Below are 20801 nucleotides of genomic sequence, written 5' to 3' on the forward strand. Positions count from 1 at the left end.
CAGAGGAGGCGCGTCCGCATTCCATCGCGCCTCACCCGGATGGACGCTGCAACCTCCCGGGCCGCGGCGGCCGGCTGCGGCATGCTCGACGGTTGGGCGGTGACCGCCTGCCACGGCGGTGTGCGCCCTGTTCCCGCGTTAGGCCATTCGGGTGAGGTGCGGAGGCTGCGCGCCGGGCATTCGGGCCTGGGGCGAGGCCGGGGCCGGGCGGGCGGGGTGGCGCGGGGCCGGTCCTTTCCGGAGATGCCGGAACGGCAGGGTGCCGCCGGGCATGCCACCGCGCCACGAAACCGGGGGATCCGCCCGGCGTTGTACCCGGCATGAACACGCTGCGTGGCACATTCGACAAAGACGCGGAGCTCTACGACCGGATGCGCCCGCGCTGTCCGTCGGAGCTGGTCGCCGGGATCGTGAAGCCGGCCGGACGCACCCAACAGCGCGGTGAACTGCTGGCCCGTCACGAGGACGGTGCGGACCTGCACCATCTGGTGTGGCGGCTCGGGCCGGGGTGGCGGGTCTGCGGCAGCGCCGTGCTCGGCGGCGGCATCGGTCCGCGTGACTGGATCCTCAACGCCCAGGTGCCCGGCGGCTATCCGCGCCTGGACCCCGACCGCCACCTCGCCGAGATCGCCGCCGCCGAACACCTCACCGGACCCGGTGCCGGGCTGATGACGGCCGCGGACGTGACCGCGTACACGGTCGCGGCCGACGAGGGCGTGACGGCGACCGCCACCTGCGGACTCGGCGTACGCGGCTGGGCCGCCGACCCGGCGGAGGGCACCGGGGGGCCGCCGCGTCCGGGCACGATCAACATCGTCGTCACCCTCCCCGTGCCGCTCTCCGACGCCGCACTCGTCAACGCCGTCGCCACGGCCACCGAGGCCAAGGTCCAGGCGCTCCTGGACGCGGGTCTCGACTGCTCGGGCACCCCCACGGACGCCGTCTGCATCGCCGCGCCGTCCCCGGGACCCACCCCCGCCGAGGCCTTCGCGGGACCGCGCTCCCGCTGGGGCGCGCGACTCGCCAGGGCTGTGCACGCTGCCGTCCTCGAAGGCGCGCTCCGGCAATCCTGAGAACTCACAGCGCCGCGGGCCGGCCCGGGGCGCGGCCGACGCAAGGGAGTCCCCTCATGACATCGAGCGCTGCCGACACCACCCCAAAGCGGCCGGTCGTCGCCGTTCTCGGCACCGGAATCATGGGATCGGGAATGGCCCGCAGCCTGCTCCGGGCCGGACTCGTGGTCCGTGCCTGGAACCGTACGCGGTCCAAGGCGGACCCGCTCGCCGCCGACGGCGCCACCGTCACGGAGACGGCGGAGGAGGCGGTACGCGGTGCGGATGTCGTCCTCACCATGCTCAACGACGGCCCCTCCGTCGCCGCCGCGCTCGCCGCCGCGTCCGGGGGACTGCACGCCGGCCAGGTCCTGCTCCAGAGCACGACGGTCGGGCCCGACGCCACCGCCGATCTCGCCCAGCGCGCCGCGGACCTGGGCCCGGTCTATCTCGACGCACCGGTCTCCGGTACCAGACAGCCCGCGGAACAAGGCGCGTTGACGGTCCTCGTCGCCGGTCCCTCCGCCGTCCGCGCGACGGTCGAACCCGTGCTGGACGCGATCGGGCAGCGCACGGTCTGGGTCGGTGAGGCCCCGGGAGCGGCCTCGCGACTGAAGCTCGTGGTCAACACCTGGGTGATCACCATGGTCAACAACATCGCGGAATGCCTCAACCTCGCGGAAGGGCTGGGCATCGATCCGCAGATCTTCCTCGACGTCATGAAGGGCGGCCCGCTGGACTCGGCGTATCTGCAGGGCAAGTCCGCCGCGGTCCTGTCCGGCGATCTCACCCCGAGCTTCGCCCTGTCCACCGCGCTCAAGGACACCCGCCTCATCCTGGACGCCGCGCGGTCCTCGGGGGTGCGGCTGGACCTGGTCGCGGCGTCGGCCGACCGTTTCCTGCGCGCCGAGGCGGCGGGACACGGCGGCGAGGACATGATCGCCACCTACTACGCGGGCCGCGCCCCGGAGAAGGACGGCGGCTGAGCCTCCCCACCGGCCGGCCCGAGGACGCCGGGGCGAACCGCTCCGGGCCTGCGTGACGGGCCGGCCCGGTGGCCGCGGACCGGGACGGCCGGGGTCACTCCTCGACGAGCATTCCGCTGCGGAGCTTCCGCAGAATCCTGCTGATCAGCCGTGACACATGCATCTGCGAGATGCCGAGTTCCGCGCCGATCCGGGACTGTGTCATCTCCTGGCCGAAACGCATGTCGATGATGCGACGTTCGCGAGCGTCGAGACAGCCCAGCAGCGGCGCGAGCGCATGCAGATTCTCGACCGTCTCCAGGGCGGGATCCGGACCGCCCAGGACATCGGCGAAGGTGCGCCCCGGCGCGTGGCGCCGCCCCGCCTCCGAGGGATCGGCCGGCATGTCCAGCGAGCCCGCCGCGTACCCGTTGGCCGCCACGATGCCCTCGGTGACCTCGTCCTCGCTCAGCCCCAGCTGCTCGGCCAGCTCCGGGACCGTGGGGTCACGGTCGAGCTCCGTGACGAGCGACTCCTTGGTCCTGGCGATGTCGACCCGCAACTCCTGCAGCCGGCGCGGGACATGCACGGCCCAGGTGGTGTCGCGGAAGAATCGTTTGATCTCCCCGGTGATGTACGGGACCGCGAAGGAGGTGAACTCGACCTCGCGGGACAGTTCGAACCGGTCGATGGCCTTGATCAGCCCGATGGTGCCGACCTGGACGATGTCCTCCATGTCGCCGCCGCCCCGGTTGCGGAACCGTCCCGCGGCGAACCGTACGAGAGAGAGGTTCATCTCGATGAGGGTGTTCCGCGCGTACTGATGGGCGGGGGTCCCCTCCTCCAGGACCTGGAGGCGGCCGAAGAACAGCCTGGACAGCTCGCGCGCGTCACAAGGAGCGATCTTCCCCGCGTCCTCGATCCACGGCAGGCCGCCGATGTCCCCGGCCGGCACGTCCGCCGGTGTCGGGCGGGCACTCTCCGTTCGCTCCGTACCGGCGGTCCGCGCAGTGTGCGCCGTCATCCCGTCACGCTCCCCTGGTCGTAGCCCATGAGGTGTATGCACCTGCCCCCGGACGGAAAACCCATGCGGAAAAGCGGAAGTTGATCAGGTCACACGGCACCTATGGCCGGGAATCGTCGTGACTGCCCGTCATATCCTCACGGCTCGGGGGCGGGACAGCAGAACCGCCCCACCGGTACGGGGGAGCCCGGTGGGACGGTCGCTCAACAGACTGCCACAGCCGACGGGGCAATGGGGACCGACCGGCGCATATCCAGCGGTAGTTGAGTCGAAATCGACGGTGTTCCGACTTCGGTGGTGCAGGTTCGGGAGAAAGACGGCAACTTCGGCCGGCGGACCGTCGCCGTCGCTCCGCCGCCTCACACCGGGTCGGCGGTACCGAGGCGCGCGGCCGCGATGGAACGGCTGCGCGCCGCTGTGACGGCACCCACCACCGGCATGGCCAGTACGGGCCAGGACGACGGGTCCGAAGCCGCCCTCGGACGACACATCCATCACCACCACCTCGCCCGCGGACAGCGTGGTCCCCACCAGGAAACAGGCCAGGCCGCGCAGGGGAGCGGAGGCGAGCACGCGTGACGGCACGACAGCCAGCACCACGCCCGTCACCAGGCCCAGCCCCGCCCCCACGGCGAGGGAACCCAGCACGGCGACGGAGCCCGCCGCGGGCTTCTCGAACGTGCTTCCCACCGGCCCTCCGAACAGCCCCGCCAGCGCGATCACCGCCCACAGCGCGGCGCACATCCCGGCCGGGACCGCCCCTGCCCGGATGCCGAACAACAGCCCACGCCGCACCACGGCACCCGACGCTCCCATGTGTGTCCCCCCGCCCGTGCACCGCGCGTCCGCTGTCTCCCGAAGCCCGGCCCCAGGCGATGCGTTTCAGTGGGGCCGCGACATCTTCGCAGGTCCACCGGTCCCGTGGTCATCGCGTGGGCCATCATGTGGTGGACGGATGGCGTGGCCGAGGGGGGCACAGGTGATCTCCGAGCCGGAGATGGTGGGCGAGTTCGGTGCGGTCGGGGCGGGCGAGGTGGTGGGCGACTTCGACCGGAAGCCCACGGGAGGTCCCCGGACGCGCCGCCCGTGGTTGTGGGCGCTGGGCGGAGCCGTCGTGGCTTCGGCCGTGTGGGCAGGTGCGGTGTACCTGCATCCCTTCGGCGACCGGAAGCCGGACATGCACGGATACCGGCTGAAGGAGGACCCGTGCCCGACCGTGCGGCTGAGGGCGATAGGCGCGGCGATAGCGCCGAAGGACGAGACGCCCAGGCTCAAGCCGGAGCTCCTGAACGACCCGGCCCTGGACCGGGCGGAGTGCTTCATCTCCCTTCGGTCACCGGCCGCGAAGAAGTCGCTCGGGAACCGCTGGTACACCGACTACTCCGTCGGGATCACGGTGGCACTGCACAAGAGATCCGACCCCGCAGCCGAATTCGAGGCGATGCGCGGGGTGACCGATGCCGGTGTCGATGCCGATGTGAAGGTGGAGAAGGTCCCGAACCTCGGCGACAGCGCGTACGTGCTGACGCAGGACGACGGCATTGCGGAACTGCGGGTGCTGGAGGGCGGCGCGGTCCTCTCGCTGAGTCTCGCCGCCTACGCGCAGTACAACAGTGACGGGGGCGAAGTCCCGTCCGACGAGGGGCCGGACACCTCGGACCTGTCCCCGTACCAGTCCGCGATGATCAGCGACATGCGTGACCTGATGAGGAGCCTCAAGCGCTGACCCCGGCTTCCGGTGCCGGTGCCGGCACCGGTCCGGCGAGTCTCGTGGACCCGGTCGCGGGCGGCCTCCGCCGAATCATTGCGGGCCGGTGAACACTCCGCCGAGAGGGAATACGTGCCCGGACGAGGGCCTTCCTGCTGCTGTGGCGATCGGTGACCGGCCCGGCCGCCGGTGCCGTGAACAGGAGAGAGGAAGCTCATGCCCAAGGCGTACGTGTTCACCCGCAACGGCGGACCGGAGGTGGAGGCCCTCATCGAGCAGGACGTGCCGGTGCCGGGCCCGGGTGAGCTGCTCGTCGCGGTCCGGGCGGCCGGGGCCAACCCGGTCGACTGGAAGCTGCGCACGGGGTACATCAGGCCCGGCAGCGCGTCGCAGCCCTTTCCCGTCGTCTTCGGCAGCGAGGCCGCCGGGGTCGTCGCGGGGATCGGCCCGGACGTCGAAGGGTTCGCGATCGGGGACGAGGTCTTCGGCAACCCGGTGACCGGCGGGTACGCCGAATACACGCTGCTGCCCGTCGCCGTGACCGCGCACAGGCCGGCCGGGCTGTCGTTCACCGACGCGGCGGTACTGCCGGTCGCGGCCGCCACCGCGTACGACGGCGTCCGTCAGCTGGGCCTCGCCCCCGGCTCGACCCTGCTGATCACCGGGGCCGGGGGCGGTGTGGGAACCGCGGCCGTACAGCTCGCCCGGCACGGCGGCGTCCACGTCATCGGCGCCGCGAGCGCGGCCAAGAAGGACTTCGTCGAGTCGCTCGGCGCGGTGCACGTCGAATCCGGCCCCGGACTCGCCGACCGGGTGCGGGCAGCGGCCCCCGACGGCGTGGACGCGGTCTTCGACCTGGTCGGCGGCGACACCTTGAGGGCCGCGGCCGCACTGCTCGCGGACCCGGCCGCACTGATCAGCGCCGGGGGCAAGCCGCTGGCCGTGGAGCTCGGCGGGGCGGCCGTCGAGCGGGCCCGCACCGCGGCGGTCCTCGACAAGGTGGCGAACCTCGTCGTCACCGGCGCCCTGCACACCCATGTGAACCGGGCCTTCCCGCTCGCCGGGGCGGGGGACGCGCTGCGCGCCGTGGAGAACGGACACACGCTCGGCAAGATCGTGATCGAGGTGGTCGCGTGAGCACGCCCCATACCGCTGTCGGCACCGTGCACCCGCTGGACAACCCGGTCCGCTCCGCACTGACCGGCCCGCACGCCCACTTCGCCGAGCGCCGCGGCCGAATCCTGCGCTACCAGGCGGACGTGGCCCCATGGGTCGCGATCCCGGACGCCCCGGAGGCCGAGGACTGGGACGACGCGGCGGCGCTGGCCGGACCCGGCGGCGCCGTCACCATCACCGCCTTCCGCGAGCCGCCGCCGGACGACTGGGAGATCGTCTTCCGGGCCGAGGGCGTCCAGCTCGTCGACGCCGGGGTCGCGACGGCACCCTTCGCCGAGGCCGTACGGCTCGGCCCCGCCGATGTGCCCGACATGCTCGCCCTGGTCGAGCGCACCCGGCCGGGCCCGTTCCTGCCCCGCACCGTCGAGCTCGGCACCTACCTCGGGGTACGGCGCGAGGGGGTGCTCGTCGCCATGGCCGGCGAACGGCTGCATCTGCCGGGCTGGTCCGAGATCAGCGCCGTCTGCACCGACGAGTCCGTACGCGGTCAGGGGCTCGGCACCGGACTCGTGCGCGCCGTCGCCCACGAGATCGGGCAGCGCGGCGAAGCCTCGTTCCTGCACGCCGCCGCCTCCAACACCAACGCCGTCCGGCTCTACGAATCCCTGGGATTCGTGCTCCGCCGCCGGACGGCCTTCCTCTCGGCGCTCGTCCCGCAACCGCTGCCGACGCGTCTGCCCGCTCCCGTCGGCGGTGAGCGCGAGGCCCGCACGGCAGCCGTGCGCTGACCCGTGATTCGGGACCTTCGGCCCACCGGCGGAGGGCCGAAGGTCACTGCCGCCTCCCGTCTCGGGACCTTCGGCGCGGCCCGAGAGGCCGTAAGCCCCGTGTGCCACGCCTTCGGAGCCGGGTGAACTGGGACGGAACGCTGGCGCCGGGCCGGCAGATCCCGGGAGGAGTCGGCCGTGACGATCGGGCTTCAGCGCCTGCTTGCCACACGTGGAGAGGCGCTCCCGGGGACGGACGCGGGGGAGGCGGCCGTTCACGCGCCACGGGTCGGGAACCCCGCGCTGTTCGGCGGTCTGGTCCTGCTGACGGCCCTGGTCGTCCTGCTGGACATCCGGACCGGTGAGGACCTGCGCCTCGTACCGCTGCTGGTGGTCGTGCCCGCACTCGTGTCGGTCTTCGGAACGATCCGGCAGACCGTTGGCGTCTCCACCCTGATCATGATCGTCGTCGTCGGCTCGCACCTGGTGCCCGGCGGCACGTTCTGGGACATCACCACCGGCGTGATCGTCACCGTGCTGGCCTGCTGCCTGGGCATCGGCGCCTGCGCGCTGCGGATCCGCCACGCCACGCAGATTGCCCGGCTGCGCTCCGCCGCCGTCGCGCTCCAGCGCCAGATCCTGCGCCCGTTGCCCATCCTGACCGACCAGGTCCTCGCCCACGGCATCTATACGCCGATCGAGGAGGACCGCCTGGTCGGCGGCGACATCTACGAGGTCGTCCAGTCGCCCTACGGAACCCGGGTGATCATCGGGGATGTCCAGGGCAAGGGCCTCGCCGCGATCGGGGCGGGCTTCGCCGTGCTCGGAGCGTTCCGGGAAGCGGCCATTCGCGAGCCCGCCCTGACGGGTGTGGTCGATGCCCTGGAGGACGCGGTCGCCCGGCACAACGTGTTCTCCGCCCAGACCGGGGAGACCGAACGCTTCGTCACCGCTCTGGTGCTCGGCTTCGACGGGAGCGACCGGGTCCAGGCCGTCAACTGCGGCCATCTGCCGCCCCGGCTGCTGCACGACGGCGTGGCCGGTGCCGTTCCGCTGCGCCGCACCTCCGTCCCGCTGGGCATGGCGGAACTCAGCCGCGAGGCGAGGGCCGCCGAGTGGCTGGACTTCCCACCAGGTGCCACGCTGCTGCTCTGCACGGACGGGGTCACCGAGGCGCGCGACGCGTCCGGCGCCTTCTATCCGCTGGATGCCCGGCTGGGCCGCTGGGCCGACCGGGCGCCGTACGAGGTGCTGGAGGCGCTCGACGCGGACCTCGCGGCCTTCTCCGGAGGCGTGCGGCGCGACGACATCGCCGCGCTCGCCCTGCACCGGACAGCGGCCGGCAGCGTCGACCGGCCCATGGCCGCCGACCACGGCGCCCGCCGGGCGGCCGCGGTGTTCAGTGGCCGGTAGCGAGGCACGGAAGGCACCTCTCGCGTCGATCAAATGTCCCGACGAGACTCATGTCGCGACGGGACATTTTTGGGTGTACGGTGCACGTATGGATCCGGAACGGAAGGCCCCGGAGCGGCGGAGCCGCAAGGCCCGCAGGACCCGGGACGCGCTGGCGCAGGCCGCGTTCGAGCTCGTACTCGACCGGGGTCTGAAGAATGTGACGGTCGAGGAGATCGCGGAACGCGCGGACGTCGACCGGCGCACCTTCAGCCGGTACTTCACGAGCAAGGAAGCCGCGGTCCTGGACTCGCTCCGGGGCGACGGCGACCGGATCAACGACGCCCTGCGGGCCCGCCCTGCAGACGAGCCCCCGCTCACCGCCTACCGCAGGGCCGTCCACGACTGGCTCGAAGGCCCCGGCACGCAGGCCTGGCACCGGCGCGAGCGGATCTTCGACCTGCTGGTCCTCGCCGAACAGGAGCCGACTCTCTACGCGGCCTTCCACCACATCCGGGTGGACGCCCAGGAGGACTCGGTCGCCATCGTCGCGGACCGGCTCGGGGTCGACCCGCGACGGGACATCCGCCCCGCCGTCACGGTCGCCGCGGGCGCCGGAGCACTCCTCGCGGCCCAGGCCGCCTGGGCACGCGCCGGGCAACCGGACGACCTGCCCCGACTCATCGGGCAGGCCTTCGACGCCCTCGCCGGGGAACTGCTCGCGCAGCCTCCCGCCGGGCAGGCGCCGCACAGCACCACGGAAGGAAGCACAGACTCATGAGCACCACCCCCACCTCCGCCGACCAGGAGTTCGCCGGCAGGACCGCCCTCATCACCGGCGGAGCCTCCGGCATCGGACTGGCCCTCGCCCACCGACTGGCCGCGGGCGGCGCGTCCGTCGTCGTCGCCGACTACGACGAGGCCAGTGCCCGCAAGGCGGTCGCCGAACTGGAGAGCGCCGGCGCCAAGGCCGCCGCCGTGGCCATGGACGTGACCGACCCCGCCTCCGTCGAAGCGGGTGTGCGCTTCGCCGTCGACACCTTCGGCGCCCTGCACCTCGCCGTCAACAACGCGGGAATCGGCGGCCCCAGCAGCCCCACCGGCGAGTACGGGATCGAGGACTGGAACCGGGTCGTCGCCACCAACCTCAGCGGTGTCTTCTACTCGATGCGCTACGAGCTTCCGGCCATCGTCGCGGCGGGCGGCGGCGCTGTCGTCAACATGTCGTCGATCCTCGGCACCAACGGCTTCGCCGGATCGCCCGCCTACGTGGCCGCCAAGCACGGCGTCGTCGGCCTCACCAAGACGGCGGCCCTCGAGTACGCGGCCCAGAACGTCCGGGTCAACGCCGTCGGCCCCGGCTTCATCGACACGCCGCTGCTGCGCAACACCGACAGCGTGGCCCGCGACCACCTGATCTCGCTGCACCCGGCCGGCCGCCTCGGCAAGGCGGAGGAAGTCGCCGAACTCACCGCCTTCCTGCTCTCCGACCGCGCCTCCTTCATCCACGGCAGCTACCACCTGGTGGACGGCGGCTACTCCGCCTCCTGAGTGGCGAACGGGGGAACGGGGGCGAGCAACGGAACAAAGAACGTGAGGAGAATTCCATGAAGGCCGTTCAGTACCGCACCGTGGGCGCAGCACCCGAGGTCGTCACCGTGCCCGACCCGGAGCCCGGCCCCGGCCAGGTGATGCTGAAGGTCACCGCCGCGGGTGTCTGCCACTCCGACATCGCCGTGATGAGCCGGCCCGCGGAGCAGATCCCGTTCCCGCTGCCGCTCACCCTCGGCCATGAGGGCGTGGGCACCGTCGCCGCCCTCGGCGACGGAGTGAGCGGGCTCTCGGTCGGCGATGCCGTCGCGGTCTACGGCCCCTGGGGCTGCGGCACGTGCGTCAAGTGCGCCGAGGGCAAGGAGAACTACTGCCTGCGCGCCAAGGAGCTCGGCATCACGCCCCCGGGACTCGGCTCGCCCGGCGCCATGGCCGAGTACATGATCGTCGACGACCCGCGCCACCTGGTGCCGCTCGGCGGCCTCGACCCGGTCCAGGCCGTGCCGCTCACCGACGCGGGCCTGACCCCGTACCACGCGATCAAGCGGTCGCTGCCCAAGCTGGTCCCGGGCGCCACCGCCGTGGTCATCGGCACCGGCGGTCTGGGCCATGTCGCGATCCAGCTGCTGCGCGCCATGACGGCCGTCCGGGTCATCGCCCTCGACGTCGCCGAGGACAAGCTCGCCCTCGCCCGAGCCGTCGGCGCCCACGAGACCGTCCTGTCCGACAAGGACGCCGCGGCGAAGGTCCGGGAACTCACCGGCGGGATCGGCGCGCAGGTCGTCCTCGACTTCGTCGGAGCGCCGCCCACCGTCGCCACCGCCGGGGCCGCGGCCGCCATCGACTCCGACGTCACGATCGTCGGCCTCGGCGGGGGTGCCCTGCCGGTGGGCTTCGGCTTCCTGCCGTACAACACGACGGTGACCTCCCCGTACTGGGGATCGCGCTCCGAGCTCGCCGAGGTGCTCGACCTGGCACGTGCCGGAGCGGTCGAGGTCCATGTGGAGACGTACACCCTGGACGAGGCGCCGCTGGCGTACGAGCGGCTGCACCACGGCAAGATCAACGGTCGCGCGGTCATCCTTCCCAACGGCTGACCGGATCCTCGACGGCCGATCGGATCCCGACGGCCGACCGGCCGGGAGCTCCTTCTCACGGCCCCGCGGGCCGTCGCACGGTGCGGCGGCCCGCATCGTCATACCCGCGACCGATGCGCACCGTGCCGCCCGAGGAGAGACTGGGCGGATGGAATTCGTCGCGCTGATGACATTGCCCGGACTGGTGATCGGGCTGACCGTGGTCGCCTTTCTCGATCAGCTGATGCTGCGCGCGGGGCGGGCCGGTCTGCTGCCCTGGCGCAACAGCGCGCGGCAGGGGCAGGTGTCGGCGACGGGGTTCGAGCAGCTGCACGCGAGCTTCTCGCCCGGCAAGCAGAGCGAGCTCAAGAAGCGCCAGAGCGCCCTGCTGATGCGCGACGACGAGGAGGACGGCGCGCCGCCCCACCGCTCCACCGTCGACCTCGACGGCGGCCGGGCCGTCATCCGCCTGCCAGGCAGCGCCACCCAGTAGGGCTCCGTCCCTTGTGCGCCGCTCGCGGCCTCGCCGCGAGGCCGCGAGCGGCGGGCCCGGTCAGGAGCCCGGCCGCCCGAGCCCTCGGGTCACCGTGTCGCGACCAGGGGGCGCAGCGGGGTGTCGCGCAGCCGGATCACCGCCGGGGCGCAGCGCCGTGCCGCGAGCGTCAGGAGCCAGGCGACGAGCGTGCCGGTCACCAGCCCGATCAGCACATCGTGCGGGTAGTGCACACCGATCCACACCCGGGACGCGGCCATCAGCACGGCGGCGGGCACCGCGACGGCGCCGAGCCGGCGGTCGGCCAGCCAGATCGCCGTCGCCGCGGCCGCCGCGATGGCGGCGTGGTTGCTGGGGAAGGACCAGTCGCCGAGTGCCGGACACGCCTCCACCGTCACGACATGGAGGGTCTGGCACGGCCGCTGCTCGTGGAAGACCGATTTCACCAGATCGTTGGCGAGATACGCGGCCACCACGACGAGCGGGGTGCAGAGCGCCATCGCGGTGCGAGCGGGATCGGTGGAGCGGGAGCGCCACCAGGAAGCGAGCATCAGCAGGGCGAACAGGGCGAGCCCGTAGTCCGACCAGATACGGATGACGGAATCCAGGGCAGTGGGGGAGCGCTGGGCCAGCTCGGTGATCCAGGTGTACAGGCCACCGTCGATCGAGGTGGCGGTGGAGGCGAGCGGCATCAGCTGTTTTCCCCTTCGGCGGTGCGCCGGCCCCGGGAACGGAGCAGTTCGGCGGCGAGCGGGACGAGGGAGACCACGACCACGAGGGCGACGATCGGCAGCAGATAGCGGTCGACGTTCGGCACCGAGGACCCCAGTGCGTAGCCCGCCAGGACCAGCCCGACGGTCCAGACCACCCCGCCGACGGCCTGCCACAGGGTGAACAGCCGGGACGGGACGTTGAGCGCCCCGGCCAGCGGGTTGAGCACCGTGCGTACGACGGGTACGAAGCGGGCCAGCACGATCGCCCGCGCGTGGCCGTATCTGCCGAGGAGCTCCTCGGCGCGGGCGGCGCCCTCGTGCAGCCGTTTGGCGCGGCTGCGGGCGAGCAGGGCCCGGCCGCCCCGTCGGCCGATCCAGTAGCCTGCCTGGGCGCCCAGCAGTGCACCGGCCACGGCGGCGATCAGGACCTGCGGCAACGACAGCCGCACCGGACCGTGGGCGCCGGACACGCAGAGAAGGCCCGCCGTGAACAGCAGGGAATCGCCGGGCAGGAAGAAGCCGACGAGCAGTCCCGTCTCGGCGAAGAGCACGACGGCGATGCCGAGCGCACCGAATGCTCCGAGCAGTGACCCCGCGTCCAGGAGGTTCACCGCCTGTGGCGCGGACGCCAGTGAGAATACGGACACGGTGGAGGGTCTCCCATAATGGTGAGTGGGCGGACCGACGGAACGCCCGGACTGACTACAGTGATGTAGACGGTCTACATCACTGTAGACGCCCGAAGGGGGAGGAGAGTTCCCATGTCCCAGGTGAAGGGGATATCGAGCGGAGAATCCCGCCCCCGCACGCACGGCGAACCGGCTTCCGGGCCGGCGCCGGAAGTCGCCCCGCAGCATCCGTCACCGCCTCCCGCCACATCGGAACGCCGGCCCGCCGGCGAGCTGGAGTCCACGATTCTGGCGGCGCTATGGGCAGCCGGAGCCCCGCTCACCCCCGGTCAGGTCCAGGGCGCGATCGGTGCGGAACTCGCCCGCACCACCGTCGCGACGATCCTGTCGCGCCTGTACGAGAAGGGCACGGTCGCCCGCACCAGGGCCGGTCGCGGATTCGCCTACACCCCCACTGAGGACGCGCCCGGCCTGACCGCCCGCCGGATGCACAGCGAGCTGCGGAAGCAGGAGGACCGCAGCACCGTCCTGGCCCGCTTCGTCTCGCAGCTCACCGACGAGGACGAGCAATTGCTCCGGGACCTGCTCGACGGAGAAGCCCCATGATCTACGCCGTGTGGGTTCCGCTGCTGATGCCGTTCCTGGCGGTGCCCGCGGCCCGCCGTCTGGCGGACGCGCTGTCGCCGGTGCGTGCCGTACGGCTGCTCGCCGCGACGGGCGTCGGCCTCGCCCTGTGCAGCGTCCTCGCCCTGGTCCTGCTCGTGGTGCCCGGCGCGACCCGGTTCTCCGCGGTCTCCGCCGTGGGTGAACTCGTCAGACCGCTCTCCGACTCCGCCCCGGCCGTCACCGTGTCCCTGGCGGCCGCCGCACTGGCTCTCCTCGTGGGCTGCGCCGCCGCCGTCGCCCGTGCGGCCCGCTGCCACTGGGCCGAGCTGTGCCGGGCCGGACGGTTCGACGGGCGCGCCGCCGGTGAGCTGGCCGTCCTGCGCGACAGCCGCCCCGACGCCTACGCGCTGCCGGGCCGCCCCGGGACTCCCGGCCGGATCGTCGTCACCACGGGAATGCTGCGCGCACTCGACCCCGCCGAACGCGATGCCCTGCTGGCACACGAACGCGCCCATCTCGTGGGCCGCCACCACCTCTTCATCGCCGCAGCCGAAGCCGCCGCACTCTGCCACCCCGCGCTGCGCTCCCTGCGTGCCCCCATGGGCTACGCCCTGGAGCGCTGCGCCGACGAAGCGGCCGCCTCCGCCGTCGGCGACCGACGGATCGCCGCCCGCGCCATCGGCCGGGCCGCCCTCGCCGCCCGCGCCGCCGAAGGCGCTCCGCAGCCCCGTCCACGGGTGGCGCTGGCCGCCGCGGCCGGGCCCGTACCGCGCCGCGTCGCCGCGCTGCTCGGCCGGAATACGGCACGGCCCCGCGTCGGCCGTGCCGCGGCGGCGGCGCTGCTGGCCTGCCTGGTCGTCTCCGGAGCCGCCGCGCTCGACGCGACGAGCGACCTGCACAGCAGCATCGAGGCGGCACAGGGTGAGAGCGCGCACCACTGACCCGTCCGCCCCCTTCCGCCCGGTCGTCGAACGGCCCGGTCAGGAACCACCCTGATCGGGCGTCACCCGTCCGTCCGCCAGGTGCTCCCGCAGTCGGTCGAGGAAGACCCGCTGTCCCGTGACGAGCCGCTCCGCCGCGTCCCCGGGCGTGCACCAGGCGAACCGGTCGACCTCCGGGAACTCCCGCAGCACGCCCGACCCCCTCGGCCACTCCATGGTGAACGTCCCGGGGACCGCCGTCGCGGCATCGAGATCCGCCTCCAGCGCCCACACCGTCACCGTCTTGCCGCCGGACTGACGTGCCGCACCCAGCGCCACCCACTCACCGTCCGGCGCCGGACGTCCGAACTCCTCCTCGAACTCCCGGCGGGCGGCGGCCTCGGGTTCCTCCTCGGGGCCGTACTCCCCCTTGGGGATCGACCAGGCCGCGCTCTCGCGGCCCGCCCAGAACGGGCCGCCCATGTGCCCGATGAGCACCTCGAACCCGGCGCCGTCGTCCACGGCCGTGACGTCCACGGTCGCTTCGTCCACGGCCGTATCGTCCATGGTCGCTTCGTCCACGGCCCCGTCCGGCCGGCGGAACAGGAGAAGGCCCGCACTGCGCCTGACGCGCTTCTGGGTTGGCATGCCGTCAAGTCTGCGTCCCGGCCGGGGCACACCGCCGCGGACGACACCCCTTTCCCGGTGATCACTGCCGTCATCGAGCCGACGCGTCCTGTTCGCCGCGAGGTTCCCGATGCCCCCTGGTGCGCGGTTGCGCGCGCGGCCATGCTGTCCGCCGACAGCGCCTTTGCCCGGACCGGGCCGCGCAACCATCGGGATTCCAGGAGGACTTGTGGGCCTTGGCATAGTCGGCAGGACAACCGGACCGCGCGGGAGGGCGGCGCGAGGACACGGGACGGTCGCGCGCCCGCTCGTGCTGCTCGTGACGGTGTCCGCCATGACCATCGGCGCGATCTCTCCCGCACTCGCCGATTCGAACCCCGACCCGCGTCCCCGCACCCCCGCCGAGATCCTCAGACCGGTCGCTCCGCCGCCCGCGAGCAACGCGGCGGGGGCGCTCCGATCGGTCGCGGACGGCGACGGCATCGAGACCGCGCGTACGTCCCGCCCGATCGCCCCGGGGGTCCGCCTCAGTTCGTACGACCGGCTCGAGTCCGACAAGTGGCTGCGGGTCGACAACCTCTCCGTCGACCTCACCGGCAGCGGCGTACGCGCCGACTACCTCTCCTCCGGCAAGGTCTCCGAGCGGCACACCGTCTCCGAACTGGCCGCCGGACACGACGCGGGCCGCGGCCGTCGCACCGTCGCCGCGATCAACGCCGATTTCTTCGACATCAACCAGACCGGCGCGCCCGAGGGGATCGGCATCGAGGACGGGGCCACCGTCCAGTCGCCCGCCCCCGGGATCAACCGGGCCGTCGGCATCGGTCCCGACAGCGCGGGCCGCATCCTGAACCTGTACTTCGAGGGGACACTCACCCTGCCCGCCGGGCAGCGGCCGCTCGCCGCGTACAACGCCGCCAATGTGCCGGCCGGCGGAGTCGGCGCGTACACCTCGGCCTGGGGAACCGCCGACCGTGCCCTGACCGTTGACAACGCGACCCCGGTCGCCGAAGCGGTCGTACGGGACGGCAAGATCGTCTCCGTCTCGCACGCACCCGGATCGGGGGCCGTCCCCGACGGCACCACCGTCCTGGTCGGCCGTGAAGCCGGAGCCGGCGCACTCGACGCCCTGAAGCCCGGCGACCCGGTGTCCCTGACCTACCGGGCACGCACCGACGGCGGGGCCGTGCCGCGCACCGCCGTCGGCGGCAGGGAACTCCTCGTCGTCGACGGAGTCGCGCAGAACCACGACGGCGAGGGCAACAACACCGCCGCACCCCGCACCGCCGTCGGCTTCTCCAAGGACGGCCGGACCATGCAGATCCTCACCGTCGACGGGCGGCAGGCGGACAGCGGCGGCGTCACCCTCACCGAACTCGCCCTGATGATGCGGCGCGCCGGCTCGTACAGCGCACTCAACCTGGACGGCGGCGGATCGTCGACCCTCGTCGCCCGCGCACCCGGCAGCGACGCGCTCCAGGTGGAGAACAGCCCCTCCGACGGCAGCGAACGCACCGTCCCCAACGGCCTAGCCCTGACCGCCCCCGACGGCAGCGGACGACTGAAGGGCTACTGGGTCCAGCCCCGTACCCCCGCCGGCTCCGCCCCGGGCGTCGACCCCGTCAAGGGCGGCCACCCCGACCGGGTCTTCCCCGGCCTCACCCGGCGCCTCACCGCGACCGGGTACGACGAGACATACGGCCCTGCGCAGGGGACCCCGCGCTGGCACACCGCACGCGGCACCGTCGGCACGGTCGACGGCAACGGGCTCTTCACCGCACGCCGCAGCGGCACCACCGACGTACGGGCCGAACGCGGGCCGGCGCACGGCAGCACCTCCCTGACCGTCCTCGACCAGCTGGCCCGGATCCAGCCCACCACCCAGCGGGTGGGCCTCGCCGACGCCGGGGCCACCGGCACCTTCGGCATCGTCGGGCTCGACGCCCACGGCACCAACGCCCCCGTCGAGCCGCGCGACATCGCGCTCGAGTACGACCGCGCCCTCTTCGACATCCGTGACGACGGACAGGGCTCCTTCACCGTCGCCTCGCGCACCGGCTCCGGCGCCGGACAGATCAGGGCGACCGTCGCGGGCACCACCACCGTCCTCGCCGTCAGCGTCGGCCTCACCGAACAGGCCGTCTCCTCCTTCGACGACGCCGGGTCCTGGAAGTTCAGCCAGGCCCGTGCGGACGGATCGCTGGCGGCCACACCCGACGGCCACACCGGCACCGGACTGAAGCTCGGCTACGACTTCACCCTGTCCACCGCGACCCGTGCCGCCTACGCCGCCCCGCCCCAGTCGGTCACCGTGCCCGGCCAGCCCCAGTCGTTCAAGCTGTGGATCAAGGGAGACGGCCAGGGCGCCTGGCCGACCCTGCACCTCAAGGACGCGGCGGGCTCCGACCAACTGCTGCGCGGACCGTACGTCACCTGGAACGGCTGGCGGCAGGTCACCTTCGCCGTGCCCCCGGGAGCCGCCATGCCGCTCTCCGTCTCCCGCTTCTACCTCGCGGAGACCGGGGCGGCCAAGCAGTACACGGGTGAGATCGTGATCGACGACCTCACCACCCAGGTGCCACCCACCGTCGACCTGCCCGAACAGGCCGCTCCCGCCGACCCGCTGATCGACCCGGCGGCCGTGACCGGGCGCAGGGACTGGCAGTTCGCGGTGATGTCCGACGCCCAGTTCGTCGCCCGCGACCCGGACAGCGCGATCGTCGCCCAGGCACGGCGCACCCTGCGCGAGATCAAGGCGGCGGCCCCGGACTTCCTGGTCGTCAACGGGGACCTCGTCGACGAAGGATCACCCGCGGACCTGGCCTTCGCCCGCCGCATCCTCACCGAGGAACTCGGCGACTCGCTGCCCTGGTACTACGTACCGGGCAACCACGAGGTGATGGGCGGCAGGATCGACAACTTCGTCACCGAATTCGGTCCCGCCCAGCGGACGTTCGACCACAAGGGCACCCGCTTCGTCACGCTCGACACATCCAGCCTCAGCCTGCGCGGCGGGGGCTTCGCCCAGATCGAGCAGCTCCGTGCCCAGCTGGACGCGGCGGCGAAGGACCGTGACGTCGATTCGCTCATGCTGATCGAGCACGTGCCGCCGCGCGATCCGACCGTGCAGAAGGGCAGCCAGCTCGGGGACCGCAAGGAGGCGGCCCTGGTCGAACAGTGGCTCGCCGACTTCCGCCGTACGACGGGCAAGGGCGCGGCCTTCATCGGCAGCCACGTGGGGGTCTTCCACGCCTCGCACGTCGACGGCGTGCCGTACCTCATCAATGGGAACTCCGGCAAGGCACCGGCCGGGCCCGCGGACGACGGCGGTTTCACCGGCTGGTCGCTGGTCGGCGCCGACCGCGTCAGCCACGGAGCACAGGCCGCCGCGCGGCAAGGGCCGTGGCGGGGCGGGCCGGACTGGGTATCCGTGCAGACCCGCGCGCACGTGGACGCGCTGAGGATCGACGCGCCCGCGGTGCTCGGCACCGGAAGCCGCACGAAGGTCACCGCGACCGTCACCCAGGGGACCCGGAGCGTCCCGGTCGGCTTCCCGCTGGCCGCGGACTGGACCGGCTCCCCGAACGTCCACATCGGCGACCGGAGCGGCGCCCGGCACCGCCACACGGCGGTACTCGACCCGTCGACCGGCACCCTCACCGCGCTGCGGCCGGGGACGATCACGCTCGCCGTGACGGTCAACGGCACGACACAGAAGGCGCAGATCAGGATCGCGGCAGCCGGGTCCGCGCCGGCGGCCTGACGAACCGAAGGCCGGTCCGCCCCGCACCCGCCTGACAGGAGGCCGCCCCGCACCACGACACGGTGCGGGGCGGCCCCGCGCGCCTACAGCTTGCGGTACCCGTACGCCTCCGACGCCGCAGCCGCCACCGCCGCGATGTCGCCGCCCGCCGACGCCGTGACCACGGCCGCCACGGCGCCCTCCACGAACGGCGCGTCCACCAGTCGGGAGCCGTCCGGCAGCTCGTCGCCCTCGGCCAGCATCGACTTGACCGTGAGCACCGCGCTCCCCAGATCGACCAGCAGCGCGACGCCCGCGCCGCAGTCCACCGACCTGGCGGCCTCGGCGATCAGCTCCGCACTCGTCCCGAGACCTCCCGCCGGGGTGCCGCCGGCGGCGGCCACCGGAGCCGTGGCGCCACCCGCGGCAAGGCCCTTGGCCAGCTCGGCGACCGACTCGGCCACCGGGCCGCTGTGCGAGACCAGCACGATCCCGACCTGCTTCCCGTCACTCATGCGTCGCTCCCGTCCGCCGCCCCGGTATCGGCCAGCGCGGCGATCAGCAGGGCCGAGGACGTCGCCCCGGGATCCTGATGACCGATGCTGCGCTCACCCAGGTAGCTCGCCCTGCCCTTGCGGGCCTGCATCGGCACCGTCGCCAGCGCCCCCGCCTCGGCCGCGTCCCGGGCCGCCGCGAACGACGTGCCGAGCGCCTCGGCGGCCGGCAGCAGCGCATCGAGCATCGTCTTGTCCCCGGCCTGCGCCCCACCGAGCTGCGCCACGGCCGCGACGCCCACCCCGAGCGCCTCCGCCAACTGCTGCGGTGTCACGGCGGGGGCGTCGCCCAGGGCCTTTCCCGTACGCCGCAGCAGCGTCCCGTACAACGGGCCCGAAGCACCGCCGACCGTCGAGATCAACTGCCTGCCGGCCAGCATCAGTACGGCCCCCGGAGTCTGCGGCGGCTCCTTGTCCAGGACCGAGGTCACCGCGGCGAACCCGCGCTGCATATTGCTGCCGTGATCGGCGTCCCCGATCGCGGAGTCGAGGTCGGTGAGGCGGTCCGCCTCACGGCTCACCAGAGCCGCGGCCGCGGCCATCCAACGGTGGAAGAAGTCGGCGTCGAGCACATGATCTCCTTGTCGCTCCAGCAGGACGGGGTGCGGTACCGGCGGATCAACGGCCCCAGCGCAGCGCAGGCGTCTCCACCGGCGCGTCCCAGAGCCGCAGCAGCTCCTCGTCCACCTGGCAGAGCGTCACCGAACAGCCCGCCATGTCGAGCGAGGTCACATAGTTCCCCACGAGCGTACGAGCTGTCACGACGCCCCGCTCGGACAGCACCCGCTGGACCTCGGCATTGAACCCGTACAGCTCCAGCAACGGCGTCGCGCCCATCCCGTTGACCAGCACGATCACCGGTCCGGTCGGCCGCAGGTCGTCCAGCACCGCGTCCACCGCGAAGTCCGCGATCTCCCGCGAGGTCATCATCGGCCGCCGCTCCCGCCCCGGCTCGCCGTGAATGCCGATGCCGAGCTCCAGCTCACCCGGCGGCAGATCGAAGGTGGGGGAGCCCTTGGCCGGCGTGGTGACGGCGCTGAGCGCCACCCCGAAACTCCGCGACGCCTCGTTCACCCGCCGGGCGACGGCCGCCACCCGCTCCAGCGGCGCACCCTCGTCGGCCGCCGCCCCGGCGATCTTCTCGACGAACAGGGTGGCGCCCGTACCCCGGCGCCCCGCCGTGAAGAGACTGTCGGTCACCGCCACGTCGTCATTGACCAGTACCTGGGTGACCTGTACGCCCTCGTCCTCGGCGAGCTCCGCGGCCATCTCGAAGTTCAGCACGTCACCCGTGTAGTTCTTGACGACGAAGAGCACCCCCGCCCCGCTGTCGACCGCGGCGGCGGCCCGCACCATCTGATCCGGCACGGGCGAGGTGAACACCTCTCCGGGGCAGGCCGCGGACAGCATCCCGGGCCCGACGAACCCCGCATGCAACGGCTCGTGCCCGGAACCGCCGCCGGAGACCAGCGCCACCTTCCCGGCCACGGGGGCGTCGCGTCGTACGACGACACGGTTCTCGACATCCACGGTCAGCTCGGGGTGGGCGGCAGCCATACCGCGCAGTGCGTCCGCGACAACGGTTTCGGGGACGTTGATCAGCATCCTCAACGGTATCTCCTAGCGAGGTGGGAAGGTCCGGCACCGAGCAGGGTGCACTCGGGCCGGGCTGGATTCGCCTGGTCGCTGCCGACTCTACTGATGGGGCATCACGTTGTGCCGGAGGAGGCTGAACGGATGTGCGGCCGGGCAGCGCCGGGACCGGGGGAGGCTCTACCGCTCTTCGATCTCGACGAGCGGCGCGTGCTGGTACCAGGTGTGGAAGACCGAGATCTCGCGGTCGTCCCGGGTGACCTTCACCCGGGA

21 protein-coding genes are annotated in these 20801 nt (G+C 72.8%); 13 read left to right on the top strand and 8 right to left on the bottom strand.

From position 1 onward, the window contains the following. The first annotated feature begins 371 nt into the window (after positions 1-371). Together ACFVX4_RS22085 and ACFVX4_RS22090 are read left to right on the top strand one after the other, a co-directional pair. A complete protein-coding gene (locus tag ACFVX4_RS22085; protein WP_389980024.1) occupies positions 372-1073 on the top strand; it encodes an adenosylcobinamide amidohydrolase in 702 nt (233 codons plus the stop codon). A 56-nt stretch (positions 1074-1129) separates the two neighbouring features. Then, positions 1130-2038, top strand: a complete 909-nt coding sequence (locus ACFVX4_RS22090) for an NAD(P)-dependent oxidoreductase (RefSeq protein WP_389979962.1) — start codon at positions 1130-1132, stop codon at positions 2036-2038. A gap of 94 nt (positions 2039-2132) precedes the next feature. Here the strand turns inward: ACFVX4_RS22090 and ACFVX4_RS22095 are convergent, their stop codons facing one another. Together ACFVX4_RS22095 and ACFVX4_RS22100 are read right to left on the bottom strand one after the other, a co-directional pair. Further along, positions 2133-3041, bottom strand: a complete 909-nt coding sequence (locus tag ACFVX4_RS22095; protein WP_389979965.1) for an RNA polymerase sigma factor SigF — start codon at positions 3039-3041, stop codon at positions 2133-2135. A gap of 129 nt (positions 3042-3170) precedes the next feature. Continuing rightward, positions 3171-3857 (bottom strand): hypothetical protein, encoded by a 687-nt coding sequence (locus ACFVX4_RS22100; RefSeq protein ID WP_389979968.1) that lies wholly within the window; start codon positions 3855-3857, stop codon positions 3171-3173. 163 nt (positions 3858-4020) lie between these two features. On the opposite strand from ACFVX4_RS22100, the gene ACFVX4_RS22105 reads away from it, so the two are divergent. The 8 genes from ACFVX4_RS22105 to ACFVX4_RS22140 all read left to right on the top strand — a co-directional run bounded on the left by ACFVX4_RS22105 (position 4021) and on the right by ACFVX4_RS22140 (position 11144). Next, positions 4021-4767: a hypothetical protein gene (locus ACFVX4_RS22105; protein WP_389979971.1), complete on the top strand. Its 747-nt coding sequence runs from the start codon at positions 4021-4023 to the stop codon at positions 4765-4767. A 198-nt stretch (positions 4768-4965) separates the two neighbouring features. Beyond that, complete coding sequence (locus tag ACFVX4_RS22110) at positions 4966-5886, top strand: NADP-dependent oxidoreductase (protein ID WP_389979974.1); 921 nt, start codon at positions 4966-4968, stop codon at positions 5884-5886. Beyond that, the gene (locus ACFVX4_RS22115) at positions 5883-6653 is read left to right on the top strand and encodes a GNAT family N-acetyltransferase (RefSeq protein WP_389979977.1); all 771 of its coding nucleotides are present in this window, start codon (positions 5883-5885) and stop codon (positions 6651-6653) included. Before ACFVX4_RS22110 ends, ACFVX4_RS22115 begins: the two co-directional genes overlap by 4 nt. Before the next feature lie 177 nt (positions 6654-6830). Continuing rightward, positions 6831-8045, top strand: coding sequence for a PP2C family protein-serine/threonine phosphatase (locus tag ACFVX4_RS22120; protein WP_389979980.1), 1215 nt, complete (start codon positions 6831-6833; stop codon positions 8043-8045). An 88-nt stretch (positions 8046-8133) separates the two neighbouring features. Then, positions 8134-8805, top strand: coding sequence for a TetR family transcriptional regulator (locus ACFVX4_RS22125; RefSeq protein ID WP_389979983.1), 672 nt, complete (start codon positions 8134-8136; stop codon positions 8803-8805). Continuing rightward, positions 8802-9575: an SDR family NAD(P)-dependent oxidoreductase gene (locus ACFVX4_RS22130; protein WP_389979986.1), complete on the top strand. Its 774-nt coding sequence runs from the start codon at positions 8802-8804 to the stop codon at positions 9573-9575. The genes ACFVX4_RS22125 and ACFVX4_RS22130 overlap by 4 nt, the downstream gene beginning before the upstream one ends. A 56-nt stretch (positions 9576-9631) precedes the next feature. Further along, positions 9632-10672 (top strand): NAD(P)-dependent alcohol dehydrogenase, encoded by a 1041-nt coding sequence (locus ACFVX4_RS22135; protein WP_389979988.1) that lies wholly within the window; start codon positions 9632-9634, stop codon positions 10670-10672. Between the two features lie 148 nt (positions 10673-10820). Further along, positions 10821-11144, top strand: a complete 324-nt coding sequence (locus ACFVX4_RS22140; RefSeq protein WP_389979991.1) for a DUF6191 domain-containing protein — start codon at positions 10821-10823, stop codon at positions 11142-11144. An 89-nt stretch (positions 11145-11233) separates the two neighbouring features. On the opposite strand, the gene ACFVX4_RS22145 is transcribed toward ACFVX4_RS22140, so the two are convergent. Further along, positions 11234-11836, bottom strand: a complete 603-nt coding sequence (locus ACFVX4_RS22145; protein WP_389979994.1) for a phosphatase PAP2 family protein — start codon at positions 11834-11836, stop codon at positions 11234-11236. Continuing rightward, the gene (locus ACFVX4_RS22150) at positions 11836-12504 is read right to left on the bottom strand and encodes a DedA family protein (RefSeq protein ID WP_389979997.1); all 669 of its coding nucleotides are present in this window, start codon (positions 12502-12504) and stop codon (positions 11836-11838) included. The genes ACFVX4_RS22145 and ACFVX4_RS22150 overlap by 1 nt, the downstream gene beginning before the upstream one ends. A 255-nt stretch (positions 12505-12759) precedes the next feature. Between ACFVX4_RS22150 and ACFVX4_RS22155 the strand changes: the two genes are divergently transcribed. Continuing rightward, on the top strand, positions 12760-13092 hold the full coding sequence (locus ACFVX4_RS22155) for a BlaI/MecI/CopY family transcriptional regulator (protein ID WP_385327900.1): 333 nt from the start codon (positions 12760-12762) through the stop codon (positions 13090-13092). Next, positions 13089-14033, top strand: coding sequence for a M48 family metalloprotease (locus tag ACFVX4_RS22160; RefSeq protein ID WP_389980000.1), 945 nt, complete (start codon positions 13089-13091; stop codon positions 14031-14033). The genes ACFVX4_RS22155 and ACFVX4_RS22160 overlap by 4 nt, the downstream gene beginning before the upstream one ends. Positions 14034-14072: 39 nt before the next feature. Here ACFVX4_RS22160 and ACFVX4_RS22165 read toward each other — a convergent pair whose 3' ends face one another. Then, complete coding sequence (locus tag ACFVX4_RS22165; protein ID WP_389980003.1) at positions 14073-14660, bottom strand: NUDIX domain-containing protein; 588 nt, start codon at positions 14658-14660, stop codon at positions 14073-14075. A 313-nt stretch (positions 14661-14973) separates the two neighbouring features. On the opposite strand from ACFVX4_RS22165, the gene ACFVX4_RS22170 reads away from it, so the two are divergent. After that, positions 14974-18402 (top strand): phosphodiester glycosidase family protein, encoded by a 3429-nt coding sequence (locus ACFVX4_RS22170; protein WP_389980006.1) that lies wholly within the window; start codon positions 14974-14976, stop codon positions 18400-18402. 83 nt (positions 18403-18485) lie between these two features. Here the strand turns inward: ACFVX4_RS22170 and ACFVX4_RS22175 are convergent, their stop codons facing one another. The 3 genes from ACFVX4_RS22175 to dhaK are packed head-to-tail and all read right to left on the bottom strand — an operon-like array spanning position 18486 to position 20546. Next, positions 18486-18896 (bottom strand): PTS-dependent dihydroxyacetone kinase phosphotransferase subunit DhaM, encoded by a 411-nt coding sequence (locus tag ACFVX4_RS22175; protein WP_389980009.1) that lies wholly within the window; start codon positions 18894-18896, stop codon positions 18486-18488. Then, complete coding sequence (gene dhaL, locus ACFVX4_RS22180) at positions 18893-19507, bottom strand: dihydroxyacetone kinase subunit DhaL (protein ID WP_385549422.1); 615 nt, start codon at positions 19505-19507, stop codon at positions 18893-18895. The genes ACFVX4_RS22175 and dhaL overlap by 4 nt, the downstream gene beginning before the upstream one ends. 46 nt (positions 19508-19553) lie before the next feature. Continuing rightward, positions 19554-20546, bottom strand: coding sequence for a dihydroxyacetone kinase subunit DhaK (dhaK, locus tag ACFVX4_RS22185; RefSeq protein ID WP_389980012.1), 993 nt, complete (start codon positions 20544-20546; stop codon positions 19554-19556). Positions 20547-20801: the final 255 nt, after the last annotated feature.

Source organism: Streptomyces sp. NPDC058240 (genome assembly GCF_042882135.1).
GTDB lineage: Bacteria > Actinomycetota > Actinomycetes > Streptomycetales > Streptomycetaceae > Streptomyces.

Excerpts from the sequence above, each read along its gene's own strand:
- ACFVX4_RS22085 (WP_389980024.1), top strand. The coding sequence starts at position 372 with ATGCGCCCGCGCTGTCCGTCGGAGCTGGTCGCCGGGATCGTGAAGCCG.
- ACFVX4_RS22145 (WP_389979994.1), bottom strand. The coding sequence starts at position 11,836 with ATGCCGCTCGCCTCCACCGCCACCTCGATCGACGGTGGCCTGTACACC.
- ACFVX4_RS22125 (WP_389979983.1), top strand. The coding sequence starts at position 8,134 with ATGGATCCGGAACGGAAGGCCCCGGAGCGGCGGAGCCGCAAGGCCCGC.
- ACFVX4_RS22130 (WP_389979986.1), top strand. The coding sequence starts at position 8,802 with ATGAGCACCACCCCCACCTCCGCCGACCAGGAGTTCGCCGGCAGGACC.
- ACFVX4_RS22175 (WP_389980009.1), bottom strand. The coding sequence starts at position 18,896 with ATGAGTGACGGGAAGCAGGTCGGGATCGTGCTGGTCTCGCACAGCGGC.
- ACFVX4_RS22135 (WP_389979988.1), top strand. The coding sequence starts at position 9,632 with ATGAAGGCCGTTCAGTACCGCACCGTGGGCGCAGCACCCGAGGTCGTC.
- ACFVX4_RS22095 (WP_389979965.1), bottom strand. The coding sequence starts at position 3,041 with ATGACGGCGCACACTGCGCGGACCGCCGGTACGGAGCGAACGGAGAGT.
- ACFVX4_RS22170 (WP_389980006.1), top strand. The coding sequence starts at position 14,974 with ATGACCATCGGCGCGATCTCTCCCGCACTCGCCGATTCGAACCCCGAC.
- ACFVX4_RS22100 (WP_389979968.1), bottom strand. The coding sequence starts at position 3,857 with ATGGGAGCGTCGGGTGCCGTGGTGCGGCGTGGGCTGTTGTTCGGCATC.
- ACFVX4_RS22165 (WP_389980003.1), bottom strand. The coding sequence starts at position 14,660 with ATGCCAACCCAGAAGCGCGTCAGGCGCAGTGCGGGCCTTCTCCTGTTC.
- ACFVX4_RS22090 (WP_389979962.1), top strand. The coding sequence starts at position 1,130 with ATGACATCGAGCGCTGCCGACACCACCCCAAAGCGGCCGGTCGTCGCC.
- ACFVX4_RS22110 (WP_389979974.1), top strand. The coding sequence starts at position 4,966 with ATGCCCAAGGCGTACGTGTTCACCCGCAACGGCGGACCGGAGGTGGAG.
- ACFVX4_RS22140 (WP_389979991.1), top strand. The coding sequence starts at position 10,821 with ATGGAATTCGTCGCGCTGATGACATTGCCCGGACTGGTGATCGGGCTG.
- ACFVX4_RS22160 (WP_389980000.1), top strand. The coding sequence starts at position 13,089 with ATGATCTACGCCGTGTGGGTTCCGCTGCTGATGCCGTTCCTGGCGGTG.